The sequence below is a fragment of the Janibacter sp. UYMM211 genome (assembly GCF_040547045.1).
Classification (GTDB): Bacteria; Actinomycetota; Actinomycetes; order Actinomycetales; family Dermatophilaceae; genus Marihabitans; species Marihabitans melonis.
In genome coordinates this window covers 1-12,325 of record NZ_JBEPOY010000006.1, presented here as the reverse complement: position 1 = coordinate 12,325, position 12,325 = coordinate 1, and the positions used below count along the sequence as shown (strand labels likewise).

Here is a 12,325-nt window from a genome sequence, read left to right as displayed (position 1 = left end):
ATCAGCGCAGGGTGACCTGGCGCGACAGCAGCCCGGAGCGGGCCCGGCGCTCGTCGGCGCTCAGCGGCTCGTCGCGCAGGGCGGCCTCGTAGCGCTCGCGCATCGCGGCGAGGGCGTCCTCGTGGGTCGCGGGCTCGGAGTCGGCGGGGACCTCCCACACCGGCACGAGGAGCCCGCCGGCGCGGAAGGCGCCGAGCAGCTTGTTGCCCTCGCCGAGCTCGGAGCGGCCGGCGGCGGACAGTCGGGCGAGGGCGTCGGTGGCCGCGTCCTCGTCGTCGCCGAGGACCCAGCGCACGTAGGTGCGCTCGCCGATGCGGCACCAGTAGGCGGAGGGGGCCGAGCTCATCGCGACGGTCGGGACGACGCTCTCGTTGGCCCGGTCGAGGGACTCCTGGCCCTCCTGGTCGAGCTCGCCCTCGCCGACCCAGAAGTCGAAGCCCTCGTGGACCTCGAGCGCGAAGGGGGCGTCGAGGTCGAGCAGGTCCTGCAGGCGGGGGGTCTCCTCGGTCGCGCGCTCGGCGCGCGGCACCGGGCTGCCTGGCTCGGCCGCGAGGGTGGCGAGCAGGGCGGCGGCGAGGTCGCGGCTGGCATCACCGCTGCTCGAGCCGGACTGGCTGGCGACGAGCACGGTGCCGTCGGCGCGGTGCAGGCCCGACCACGCGAGGGGCAGGACCGAGGCGAGGGTCGCCGTCGTCGGCGCGCCCTCGGGCACGGCGTCCGCGCGCAGCGTCAGCGTCGCCGTCGCCGCGGGGACGATCTCGTGCGCCGCCACCCAGTCGGTCTCGCCCGGCAGACCCGCGAAGGGTCGAGCCACGTACGGGGCGGGGACGACCTTGACCCGGCCGCCGTCGGTCTTCTTGCGTCGTGATGCCTTGCCCATGGCGTGCAGCCTAGGTCAGGGCGCGGTGGGTCAGCTCCCGACCCGACGGCGCGAGGGCCCGCCGAGTGACGCCCACACGGTGATCCGCTTCTCGTCCTCGGAGACGCCCCACTCGTGGGCGAGGCTGCGCACGATGCGCAGGCCGCGTCCCGAGGTCGCCCACAGGGCCGGGGGGACGGGCTTGGGCGCGGTGTGACCGCCGCCGTCGCTCACCTCGACCTCGCACACCTCGCCGCGCACCTTCCAGTGCACGCGCACGCAGCGGTCGGGCAGCGGGCTGCCGTGGCGCAGGGCGTTGGTCACGAGCTCGGTGACGACGATCTCGGCCTCGTCGATGATCTCCTCGGACATCCCACGCGCCTGGAGGTCCTCCATGAGGGCCGCCCGGATCGGGGGCAGGATGTCGCGGTCCCACTGGGCGCGGATCGTGCGGGCGTGGCCGTCGCCGGGCTGCGCGCCGAACTCGTTGAGCAGCTCTCGGGCGTCGTCCTGTGCGGGCTCGCTCACGGTGTCTCCTGTCGTCGCGGCGGGTGCCGGGCCATCGTATGCGCTGGTCAGACCGTGGTCTGACGCGCAGGGCGCGAGGTGTGCCTAGGCTCGCCGCGATGGACACCCCCGCTCTCGGCGGCCCGCTGGCCCGCCACCCCCGTGTCGTCGACGCCCTCGTCGTCGGCCCGCTGCTCCTGCTCGGCGTGCTGCCGGCGACGCTCGCCGCCGTCGGTCCCGAGGTCGACGGACCGGGCGTGCCGGCCGGGCTCGTCCTCGTCGTCACCCTGCTCCAGGTCGTGCCCCTGTGGTGGCGCCGCACCCGCCCGGAGGTCGCGGCCGCGGTCGTCGTGCTCGCCCACCTGGCCCAGCTGCCGCTCACCGACGGGCCGCTGCCGAGCAACGTCGCCGCCCCCTTCGCCGCGTACGCCGTGGCGGCCTGGTCCGGCAGCCGCCCCGCACGTCTCGCCGTGCTCGTGGTCTGCGTGCTCTCCGGCGGTCTCGGGGTCGCCGACTGGTGGGACCCCGAGCTGTCGGCGGTGCCCCAGGTCATCAACGCGATCTTCTTCAGCGCCGTCGCATCTCTGTGCTGGGCGTGGGGCGATCTCACCCGGCGCCGGCGCGAGCTGCTCGAGCGGCTCCACGAGCAGAACCTCGCCCTGCGTCGCGACCGCGACCAGCGGGTGCGGATCGCCGCGCAGGACGAGCGCACGCGGATCGCTCGCGAGATGCACGACGTCGTCGCCCACTCGCTCGCCGTCGTCGTCGTCCAGGCCGACGGCGGCGCCTACGCCGCGACGAGCTCTCCGCAGTGGGACCGCGAGCAGGCCACCCAGACCCTCGAGACCATCGCGGCCACCGCTCGTGAGGCCCTCGCCGAGACCCGGCGGCTCGTCGGGGTGCTGCGCGCCGACGAGCTCGACGGCTACGCGCCGACCGAGTCGGTCGCCGACCTGCCGGCCCTCGTGCACCGCGTCCGCTCCTCCGGCCTGCCCGTCGAGCTCGTGAGCGACGACCTCGACGGGGTGAGCCGGGACGTCGGGCTCGCGGCGCTGCGGATCGTCCAGGAGGCGCTGACCAACGTCATCAAGCACGCCGGCCCCGGCGCGATCGCGAGCGTGCGGGTGCGCCGTGACGACGGCCTGTGCGTCACCGTCGAGGACGACGGGCGCGGCGCGGCGGCCACGGACGACGGCCAGGGGTACGGCGTCGTCGGCATGCGCGAGCGGGCGAGCGCCCTCGGCGGGCACCTCACGGCGGGCCCGCGCTCCGGCGGCGGCTACCTCGTCACCGCCCACCTGCCCGAGGACCCGGGACCGACCCGAGAGGACGAGCCGTGAGCTCACGCACCGATCACCACCCCATCCGCGTCGTCCTCGTCGACGACCAGGCACTCGTGCGGGCCGGCTTCCGGATGGTGCTCGACGCCCAGCCCGACATGGTCGTCGTGGGCGAGGCCGAGGACGGCCAGCACGCGCTCGAGGTCCTCGGGGCGGTGAGCGCGGACGTCGTCCTCATGGACATCCGCATGCCGCGCATGGACGGCGTCGCCGCGACCGAGGAGCTGCTGCGCCGCGACCCCGACGGGCCGAAGGTCGTCGTGCTCACGACCTTCGACCTCGACGAGTACGCGTACGCCGCGCTGCGCGCGGGGGCCTCGGGCTTCCTGCTCAAGGAGGCGGGCCCGCCGACCTGCTCGCCGCGATCCATGCGGTGCACGGCGGCGACGCGGTCATCGCGCCGAGCACGACCCGCCGGCTCGTCGAGCACCTCACCCGCGACGGGGCCGGGCCGGTCGCGCACTCGCCCGCGCAGCCGGACGAGCCCGCCGGGGCTGACCACCCGCGTCTGGCGGCCCTCACCCCGCGCGAGGTCGAGGTGATGCGGGCGGTGGCCGAGGGGCGCAGCAACGCCGAGATCAGCGCGGAGCTGTACGTCGCCGAGGCCACGGTCAAGACCCACATCGGGCGCATCCTGCACAAGCTCGCGCTGCGCGACCGCGTGCAGATGGTGCTCCTCGCGTACGACACCGGCCTCGTCGCGGTACGACCAGGGTCGTAGCCGTCCGGCCGGTCGGGTCGGCCTGCGGGCCGACGACTCGGGGGTGGCCGCGACGGAAGTCTTCGAGGCATGACCTCAGCACCCCTCCCCACCGACCGTCACCCCTTCGCGCCGCCCGCCGCGCAGCTCCGCCCGAGCTCCGGGCATCCGGCCGCGCAGGCCCGCTCCCTGACGAAGGTCTTCGGCAGCGGCCCCTCCGCCGTCACCGCGCTCGACGGCGTCGACGTCGACCTCGAGGCCGGTCGCTTCACGGCGATCATGGGCCCGTCGGGGTCGGGCAAGTCGACGCTCATGCACTGCCTCGCCGGGCTCGAGCGCCCGACGAGCGGCCAGGTCGTCATCGGCGGCACCGAGACGACGAGCCTGGGCGACCGCGCGCTGACGATCCTGCGTCGCGAGCGGATCGGCTTCGTCTTCCAGTCCTTCAACCTCCTGCCGATGCTCACCGCCCGGCAGAACGTCCTGCTGCCGCTCAGCCTCGCCGGGACCCGCGTCGACGAGGCGTGGTTCGACCACGTGACGGGCGTGCTCGGCATCACCGACCGGCTGCACCACCGGCCGGCCGAGCTGTCCGGCGGGCAGCAGCAGCGGGTCGCCACGGCGCGCGCGCTCGTCACCCGGCCCGACGTGCTCTTCGCCGACGAGCCGACGGGCGCCCTCGACTCCGCCTCCTCGGCCGAGCTGCTCGCCTTCCTGCGCACCTCGGTGCGCGAGCTCGGGCAGAGCGTCGTCATGGTCACCCACGACCCGCGGGCCGCCGCCTACGCCGACCGGGTCGTGCTGCTGGCCGACGGCCGGGTCGTCGACGACGTCGACTCCCCGACCGAGGACTCCGTCATCGCCGCCATGCGGCAGCTGGGGGCGTGATCACGGTGCTCGAGCTCACCCTCGCCTCGCTGCGCACCCAGAGCCGCCGGCTCGTCGCGCCCGGTGTCGCCGTCGTCCTCGGCATCGCCTTCGTCGCCACCAGCCTCGCGCTCGGCCAGACGATGGGCGCCTCCGTGCGCGGCCTGGTCGCCGGCTACTACACCCACGTCGACACCGTCGTCTCCACCGGCGACGTCGACGGCCTCGACGCGTCCGTCCTCGACGAGGTCCGCGGCACCGAGGGCGTCGAGCGCGCCACCGGCGAGCTCACCGCGTACGCCCGGCTCGCGGGCGGGAGCGCGAGCTCCTACCTCGTCGTCAGCACCGCGCCCACCTCCGACAGCCAGGCGCGGGTCGAGCGGGGACGACTCCCGCGGGGCACCTCGGAGATCGCCCTCTCGCGCTCCGTCGCCACCGCCCGGGGTCTCGAGGTCGGCGACACGCTCCGGCTGACGCCGCCCGACGCGCAGCGCCCGGCGAGCGCCCGCGTCGTCGGAGTCGTCGACGCCGGCCGCGACCCGCGGTGGGCGGGCGGCACCCCCGCCGTCTTCGGCACCCACGACGCCGTCACCCGGTGGACCGGGGCCGACGGCTACACCGAGGTCGTCGCGCAGGCGGCGAAGGGGGTGAGCGACGCTCAGCTGACCGACCGGGTCCGCGAGGCGGTCGGCGGCCCGGCAGGCACCGAGGTGCGCAGCGGCACCGAGCACGCCGACGAGGTCGCGTCCCGGCTGACCGGGGGCACCGACGTCTTCACCGCCCTGCTCATGGGCTTCGCTCTCGTCGCCCTCTTCGTCAGCGCGCTCGTCATCGGCAACACCTTCGCCATCCTCCTGGCACGGCGCACCCGTGAGACGGCGCTGCTGCGGGCGGTCGGCGGGTCTCGCGGCCAGGTCGTGCGGGGCGCGCTGCTCGAGGCGCTCGTCACGGGTGTCGTCTTCTCGGCCGTCGGGACGGCTCTGGGCATCGCCGCGTGCCGGGGGCTCGCCGCCGCGTCGCTGCTGCCCGACTCGGTGCCGGCGCTCACCTTCTCCGTCGCGCCGACTGCCGTCGTCCCCTTCGTCGCCGGTGTGCTCGTCGTGCTCGCCGCGGCGGTGCGCCCGGTCGTCGCCGCGAGCGCGGTCGCCCCGCTCGAGGCGCTGCGCCCGGTGCCCGCCGTCGTCGCCCGCAGCCGTCGGGGGCTCGTGCGCTGCGGCATCGGCGCCGTCCTCGTCGTCGTCGGCGGCGCGCTGCTCGTCGTCGGCGGGAGCGCGGGCTCGCTGCCGGCGGGGCTGGCAGGCGGGATGCTCTCCTTCGTCGGCGTCCTGATGGCAGGCAGCCTGCTCGTGCCGGCGGTGGCCCGGGTCGTCGGGGCCGTGCCGGCCCGCCTGCTCGGGGCCCCCGGCCGCCTGGCCGCCGGCAACGCCGTGGCCAACCCGCGCCGGGCGGCCGCGACGACCGCGGCGCTGCTCGTCGGGGTCACGCTCGTGACGACGACCGCGGTCGGCGCGCGGACCGCGCAGGCCAGCGTCTCCGCCGCCCTCGACGAGCAGTACTCCGTCGACGCGGTCGTCACCGCGCCGGACGGCGCGGTGCCCGCCGGGGTGCGCGAGCGGGTCGCCCAGGTCGACGGCGTGACCACCGTCGCGAGCGTGCCGGGCTCCGAGCTCGACGTCGTCGTCGGCGGGCAGGCCCGCCGCGACCAGGTCGTCGCGGGCGTCGACGACGACGCGACGGCGGTCGTGCGCGACCCCGCAGCCTTCGCCGGGCTGCGCGACGGGGTCGTCCAGGTGTCGGAGGAGACGGCCCGGGGCCTGCGGCTCGTCGACGGCGACCGGGTCACCCTTCGCGGTCCGGACGGGCAGCTCACCGCCGCCGTCCGGGTGCGCGACTCGCTCGGCTGGCCGTGGACCCTCACCGCGTCCGACCTCTGGCGCGTCGACGCCGAGGCCGCCCCACGCGCCCTGCTCCTCGGGCTCTCCGACGAGGACGCCCAGCGCACCGTCGAGGGCCTGCAGGCCGTCACCGTCGACCGAGGGGTCGAGGTCGGCGGGTCGGCGATCCAGCGCGAGGAGATGGACCGCGTCCTCGACGTCGTGCTCTCCGTCGTCCTCTCGCTGCTCGCCGTGTCGGTGCTCATCGCACTCGTGGGCATCGCCAACACGCTGTCGTTGTCTGTCCTCGAGCGCACGCGCGAGTCGGCGCTGCTCCGAGCGCTCGGGACGACCCGGGGCCAGCTGCGGGCGATGCTCGCCCTCGAGGCGGTCCTCCTCGCGCTCGTCGGCATCGTGCTCGGCACCGCCCTGGGCATCGGCTACGGCGTCGCCGGGGCGGGCTCGGTCGTCGGCCAGCTCACCGACCTGCAGGTCGTCGTCCCGTGGGGCCTGCTCGGCGGGGTCGCCGCGGCAGCCGTCGCCGCCGCGCTCGTCGCCTCGGTGCTGCCGGCCCGTCGGGCCGCTCGCGTGTCGCCGGCCCAGGCGCTCGCGACGGAGTAGGGCGGGCGGGCCGGCCGGCGGGGCCACCCCCGTCGGGCCGGCCGGCGGGCTCCCCCGCCGGCCGGTCGTCGGCTCAGGGCAGCGGGAGCTGGTCGCCGGTCGACCACGGCTCGATGCGCACCCGTGAGCCGGCGGCCAGGCCCTCGGTGAGACCCGGCGGGCCGTCGACCTCGACGGTCTGCACCCCGCGGACCGACGCGTCGTCGCCGAGGTCGACCCGGAGCACCCGGGCCCCGTCCTCGACGTCACCGGGCGGGCGGGCCCGCCACCACACGGTGACCGAGGCGCTCTCGCCGGGCGCGAGGGTGATCGCCTCGACCTCGGCCGGCTCCCCCGTGACCGTGTAGTCGGCAGGCGTCGTCCACAGCGGGATCGGGCCGTCGTCGTCGGCGAGCCGCAGGTCGGGGTAGCCGCCGAGCACGCACGGCGCGTCGGAGGTGCTGCTCGCCCGCAGCACCGCCGAGCGGCCTCCGAGGGTGGGGTCACCCGGCACGGCGGTCACGGTGAGGTCGGCGACGGTGCACGGCGACGTGGTCCGCGGCGGCGACGGGGTGGCCGCCTCGTCGTCGGCCGCGACGACCGAGGCGGGGTAGGGGTTGAGCAGGTCGCCGACGATCTCACCGGCCCGGTGCCACGTCGACCCGCTGAGGTCGACGTAGAGCGCCATGCCGAGCGGCAGGAGCAGGCTGCCGGCGAGCGTGGCCGAGAGCAGACGACCCCGGTGGGGGTGCTCGTCCTCACGACGACCGCCCGGCACCAGGCGGGTGCCGAGGGTCGCGACACCGGTGACCCCGGCGACGAGGAGGTCGGCGAGCAGGAAGGCCTCGCTCCACCCCTTGCTCTCGACCCCGACGACGAGCACCGGCACGACCCAGAGCATCGCGACGGTGAGGGTCGAGACGGTGAGGGCGCGCCACCACGAGCCCCGGCGCTCGGACTGAGGCCGGGCGAGGCGGTCGAGCGCGTCGAGGAAGACGGTGAGCCCGACCCACCACGCGGCGACGACCGCCCCGACCATGAGACCGCCGAAGATCACGGCGACGCCAAGGGCTGCGGCGGTGATGGCGTTGGTCACCCCGACGAAGCCCGCCGCGAGCAGCGCGTGCCGCCACGGCGGGGCCGCGTGCTCGTCGGGGATGCCGTCGCCGTGCGGGCTCTCGGGGCGGGTCCGCCCGACGGCGAGCATCCCCGCCACGAGCCCGACGACGCTCAGCGCGTGCAGGGCCCAGGCGCTGACGACGAGCGAGCGCAGCGCCTCCGGGTCGCACTCACCGCCGTCGGGGCAGCTGCTCCCCCATGCCGGCATGATCCGCTGGCCGAGGGCACCGAGGACGAAGAGCGCGAGCAGGCACAGCCCGAGGACGACACGCACCGTGCGGCGTCGGTCGAGCAGGGTCAGTCGCACGCTGCGACTCTGCCACGGGCAGGGTCAGAGCACGTGGTGACCCGGCTGGTCGGCGACGACCTCGAGCGCCGGGCGCACCCGCGGGGTCTTCGGCAGCACGCCGAGCCGCCCCGCCTGGAAGTCCTCGAAGGCGGTGACGAGCTCGTCCTTGGTGTTCATGACGAAGGGGCCGTAGGCCGCGACGGGCTCCCGGATCGGGCGACCGCCGAGCACGAGCACCTCGAGCTGCGGGGTGCGCGAGTCCTGCCGGTCGTCGGCCGCGACCTCGATGACGTCGCCCGCGCCGAAGACCGCGAGCTGGCCCTCGCGGACCGGCCGGCGCTCCTCGCCGACGACACCACGGCCCGAGAGCACGTAGACGAGCGCGTTGAAGTCGCGCTGCCACGGCAGCTGGACCCGCGCGCCCGGCGCCACGGTGGCGTGGACGAGCGAGATCGGGGTGTGCGTGATGCCCGGTCCGGAGTGCCCGTCGACATCACCGGCGATGACGCGCAGCAGCGCGCCGCCGTCCTGGCTCGAGAGCAGGCCGACCTCGCCGGAGCGGATGTCCTGGTAGCGAGGGTCGGACATCTTCATCGCGCCGGGCAGGTTGACCCACAGCTGGATGCCGTGGAAGAGCCCGCCGCTCATGACGAGCTGCTCCGGCGGGGCCTCGATGTGCAGCAGTCCCGAGCCGGCGGTCATCCACTGGGTGTCGCCGTCGGTGATCGTGCCACCGCCGCCGTGGGTGTCCTCGTGGTCGAAGGAGCCGTCGATGATGTAGGTGACGGTCTCGAAGCCCCGGTGCGGGTGCCAGCTCGTGCCGCGCGGCTCGAGCGGCGCGTACTCGACCTCACCCATCTGGTCCATGTGGATGAAGGGGTCGAGCCGCTCCATCGGCACACCGGCGAAGGCCCGCCGGACGGGGAAGCCCTCGCCCTCGAACCCCTTCGGGGCGGTCGAGACGGTGTGGACCGGGCGGACCACCGCGTCGGGCGCGGGCTGCGTCACGCGGGGCAGGGTGAAGATGTCGTCGACGGTGATGGCTGGCATGGCGCTCTCCTGGTGACGGGTGGTCGCTGACGACCCTACCAACAACGATTTATCGTTCAACTATTCCGCGCCGAGCGGTCGCCGCACGCGACGGTGCCGCCACCCCTTCGCGAAGGGATGACGGCACCGGGTGACGCGGATCGGTCACTCCGCGCGGTCGGAGACCGCCTCGGAGGGGTGGTCGAGCGTCTCGCGCAGGGGCTTGGCCGGGATGAGCGCGGTCGCGACGAGCACGACGGCGAGGATCGGCAGACCGATGAGGAAGACGTTGTGCAAGCTCTCGGCCAGGCCCTGGCGGACCGCGTCGGCGACGACCGGGGGCAGCTTCGACAGCGCCGAGGGGTCGAGGACCGAGCCGATCGAGACCCCGCCGTCGCCCATCTGCTGCTGCGCACCCGCCGGGAGGTGGCCGGCGATCCGGTCGGCGAGACCGCTCGTCATGATCGTGCCGAAGACCGCGATGCCCACCGTCGAGCCGACGTTGCGGAAGAACTGCACGGTCGCCGTCGCGACACCGAGGTCACGGCGCGGGACGTCGTTCTGCACGACGAGCGCGTACTGCTGCATCGCCATGCCGAGCCCGAGGCCGAGGACCGTCATCGCGACGGTGAGCTGGGTCTGGGTCGCGGTGTGGTCGAGACGGGTGAGCAGGAAGATGCCGAGCGCCATGACGAGCACGCCGGTGATCATGAAGGGCAGGTAGCGCCCCGTGCGGGTGATGAGCTGGCCGGTGATGATGCCGAGCCCGATGAAGCCGACCATGAGCGGCATGAGGATGAGACCGGAGTTCGTCGCGTCGACGCCGATGACGCCCTGGGCGAAGACCGGGATGTAGATGATCGCGCCGAACATCACCATCGAGACCCCGAAGGCCGCGATGTTGGCCATCGAGAAGACCTTGCTCGAGAAGAGGCGAAGGGGGATGACCGGCTCGACCGCGCGGCGCTCGATGGCGATGAAGGAGAGCAGGGCGACGACGCCGACGGCGTAGAGGCCGATGGACTCCGCCGAGCCCCAGGCCCAGCTCGTGCCGCCGAGGGAGGTGGCGAGGAGCAGCGAGGTGAGCGCGACGGTGAGGGTCGCGATCCCGGCGTAGTCGATGGTCACCTCGCGAGCGGTGTGCTCGAGGTGGAGGAAGCGGCCGATGACGACGAAGGCGACGAGGCCGATCGGCACGGCGACGAAGAAGAGGTAGCGCCAGCCGAGGTGGTCGGTGATGACACCGCCCGCGAGGGGGCCGGCGACCGAGGTGACGCCGAAGACGGCACCCATGAGGCCCTGGTACTTGCCGCGCTGACGCGGCGGGATGATGTCGCCGATGATCGTCTGCGACAGCGGCATGAGCGTGCCCATGCCGAGGCCCTGGACGGCGCGACCGGCGACGAGCATCCAGAAGTTCTGGGAGAAGCCGCAGATGAGCGAGCCGACGATGAAGACGATGATGCCGGCGAGGTAGAAGCCGCGGCGCCCGAAGATGTCGGAGAGCTTGCCGACGACGGGGACGGTGCACGCGGAGACGAGCATGGCCGCGGTCGCGACCCAGCTGTAGTGGTCGATGCCGCCGAGCTCGGCGACGATGCGCGGCATCGCGGGGCCGACGATCGTCTGGCTGACGGAGGCGACGAGCATGCCGAGCATGAGGCCGACGAAGACGCGTCGGTGCTCGGGGCTCAGCCGGTAGGGCGCGGCGCCGGCGGACGCCGGGTCGCTGGTGGCCGTCGTGGTGCCCACGGCCGGGGTGGTGACGCTCGCGCTCACGCGGAGCTCCTTTCGAGATGGGTGGTCAGGGGGCGGGAGGCGGCCACGTCGTCGCTCATCCGCTCGAGCAGGTCGGTCAGGGTCCGTACGTCGTCCTCGCTCCAGGAGACGAGGACCTCGGTGACGATCGCGGCGCGCGCCGCGCGCTCGGTCGTCAGCCGGGTCGTGCCCTCGTCGGTGAGGGCGACGCGGCAGGCCCGGCCGTCGTCGGGGTCGCGCTCTCGCACCACCCATCCGCGTCCTTCGAGCGAGGCGACCCGCCGGCTGACCGTCGACAGGTCGTGCCCGTCGGCGGCGGCGAGATCGCTGGGCCGGACCGAGCCGTGCCGCTCGACGGCGGCGAGGAGGGCGTAGTCGGGGCGCCGCAGGGCCTGCGGGTCGACCTCGGACCGGGTGGTGAAGGTGGCGGTGAGCTGGCGGAACGCGCGGGTCAGTGCGTCGTGGAGAGCACCCTGCGAGGTTCCTTGCATGCAGCAAGCATATGACAAACTTGCAGTCACTGCAAAGTAGGCGGGTCCCCCTCCCTCAGCCGTCTCCAGCACAATGGCCGCCATGAGCGAGCCAGAGCGTGGACGCCGGGCCGAGCGCAAGCGGGTGACCCGGGCCGCGCTGCACCGCGCCGCCCTGGAGATCGCCCATGACGAAGGGGTGGCGGCGGCGACCGTCGAGCGGGTCGCCGAGCGGGCGGGCGTGTCGCCCCGGACCTTCTTCAACTACTTCGCGACGAAGGACGACGCCCTCTCGGGCGTGGATCCCGACCTGCCGGCAGCACTGGCGCAGGCCCTGCGGGAGCGACCCCAGGACGAGCCGTTGCGCGACAGCCTCCGAGCGGTGCTCGTCGAGCGGATGGCGACCGCGACCCGCGAGCCGCAGATGTGGCGGATGCGGGCCGTCGTCGCGCGCGAGTCGCCCTCGATCTCCGTCGCGGTGCTCGGCGCGGGCGCGCAGACCGCCCGGGCGCTCGCGGACGCGGCCTACGCGCGCGAAGGGGTGGACCCGGCCGACGACATCGCCCCCGCCGTCGCCGTCTTCACCGCCCTCGGCGCAGTCCGCGCCGCCATCTGGACCTACGGCCAGCGCGGCTTCGAGGGCGAGATCGAGCCCCTCGTGCGGGAGTGCTTCGAGATCAGCGGGTTGTAGCCGGCCCCGGACTGCCGGTGGTCGAGGCGCGAAGGCCGCCAGGCCTGAGCCTCGAGACCGCCACCCCGGCGAGGGGGGGGGGGGGGGGGGGCCCCCCCCCCCCCCGGGGGGCCCGGGCCCCCCCCCCCCCCCCCCCCCCCCCCGGCGCCCCCCCCCCCCCCCCCCCCGCCCCCCCGCCGCTGGGGGGGGGGGCCCCGCCGCCCCCCCACGCCGTCGCCCTGC

10 protein-coding genes and 1 pseudogene are annotated in these 12,325 nt (G+C 74.9%); 5 read left to right on the top strand and 6 right to left on the bottom strand.

Translation table 11 applies throughout. The features are described from left to right. Position 1: 1 nt before the first annotated feature. Entirely contained in the window at positions 2-880 is an 879-nt protein-coding gene (locus tag ABIB53_RS14630; RefSeq protein WP_354588714.1) for a DUF5926 family protein, read from the bottom strand. Between the two features lie 30 nt (positions 881-910). Further along, a complete protein-coding gene (locus tag ABIB53_RS14625) occupies positions 911-1,387 on the bottom strand; it encodes an ATP-binding protein (protein ID WP_083968346.1) in 477 nt (158 codons plus the stop codon). Positions 1,388-1,485: 98 nt separating this feature from the next. On the opposite strand from ABIB53_RS14625, the gene ABIB53_RS14620 reads away from it, so the two are divergent. The 4 genes and pseudogenes from ABIB53_RS14620 to ABIB53_RS14605 all read left to right on the top strand — a co-directional run bounded on the left by ABIB53_RS14620 (position 1,486) and on the right by ABIB53_RS14605 (position 6,768). Next, the gene (locus tag ABIB53_RS14620) at positions 1,486-2,706 is read left to right on the top strand and encodes a sensor histidine kinase (protein WP_354588713.1); all 1,221 of its coding nucleotides are present in this window, start codon (positions 1,486-1,488) and stop codon (positions 2,704-2,706) included. Positions 2,707-2,780: 74 nt separating this feature from the next. Further along, positions 2,781-3,427: pseudogene (locus ABIB53_RS14615) on the top strand (response regulator). A 69-nt stretch (positions 3,428-3,496) separates the two neighbouring features. Next, positions 3,497-4,294 (top strand): ABC transporter ATP-binding protein, encoded by a 798-nt coding sequence (locus tag ABIB53_RS14610; protein ID WP_201464731.1) that lies wholly within the window; start codon positions 3,497-3,499, stop codon positions 4,292-4,294. Beyond that, positions 4,291-6,768, top strand: a complete 2,478-nt coding sequence (locus ABIB53_RS14605) for an FtsX-like permease family protein (protein WP_354588712.1) — start codon at positions 4,291-4,293, stop codon at positions 6,766-6,768. The genes ABIB53_RS14610 and ABIB53_RS14605 overlap by 4 nt, the downstream gene beginning before the upstream one ends. Before the next feature lie 73 nt (positions 6,769-6,841). Here ABIB53_RS14605 and ABIB53_RS14600 read toward each other — a convergent pair whose 3' ends face one another. The 4 genes from ABIB53_RS14600 to ABIB53_RS14585 all read right to left on the bottom strand — a co-directional run bounded on the left by ABIB53_RS14600 (position 6,842) and on the right by ABIB53_RS14585 (position 11,433). Next, positions 6,842-8,173, bottom strand: coding sequence for a DUF4232 domain-containing protein (locus ABIB53_RS14600; RefSeq protein WP_354588711.1), 1,332 nt, complete (start codon positions 8,171-8,173; stop codon positions 6,842-6,844). A 24-nt stretch (positions 8,174-8,197) separates the two neighbouring features. Continuing rightward, positions 8,198-9,205, bottom strand: a complete 1,008-nt coding sequence (locus ABIB53_RS14595; RefSeq protein ID WP_068271463.1) for a pirin family protein — start codon at positions 9,203-9,205, stop codon at positions 8,198-8,200. A gap of 144 nt (positions 9,206-9,349) precedes the next feature. Further along, entirely contained in the window at positions 9,350-10,963 is a 1,614-nt protein-coding gene (locus ABIB53_RS14590) for an MDR family MFS transporter (RefSeq protein ID WP_224766970.1), read from the bottom strand. After that, positions 10,960-11,433 (bottom strand): MarR family winged helix-turn-helix transcriptional regulator, encoded by a 474-nt coding sequence (locus ABIB53_RS14585; protein ID WP_163562455.1) that lies wholly within the window; start codon positions 11,431-11,433, stop codon positions 10,960-10,962. Before ABIB53_RS14585 ends, ABIB53_RS14590 begins: the two co-directional genes overlap by 4 nt. 82 nt (positions 11,434-11,515) lie before the next feature. Between ABIB53_RS14585 and ABIB53_RS14580 the strand changes: the two genes are divergently transcribed. Further along, positions 11,516-12,103 (top strand): TetR/AcrR family transcriptional regulator, encoded by a 588-nt coding sequence (locus ABIB53_RS14580; RefSeq protein WP_068272405.1) that lies wholly within the window; start codon positions 11,516-11,518, stop codon positions 12,101-12,103. The last annotated feature ends 222 nt before the right edge of the window (positions 12,104-12,325 follow it).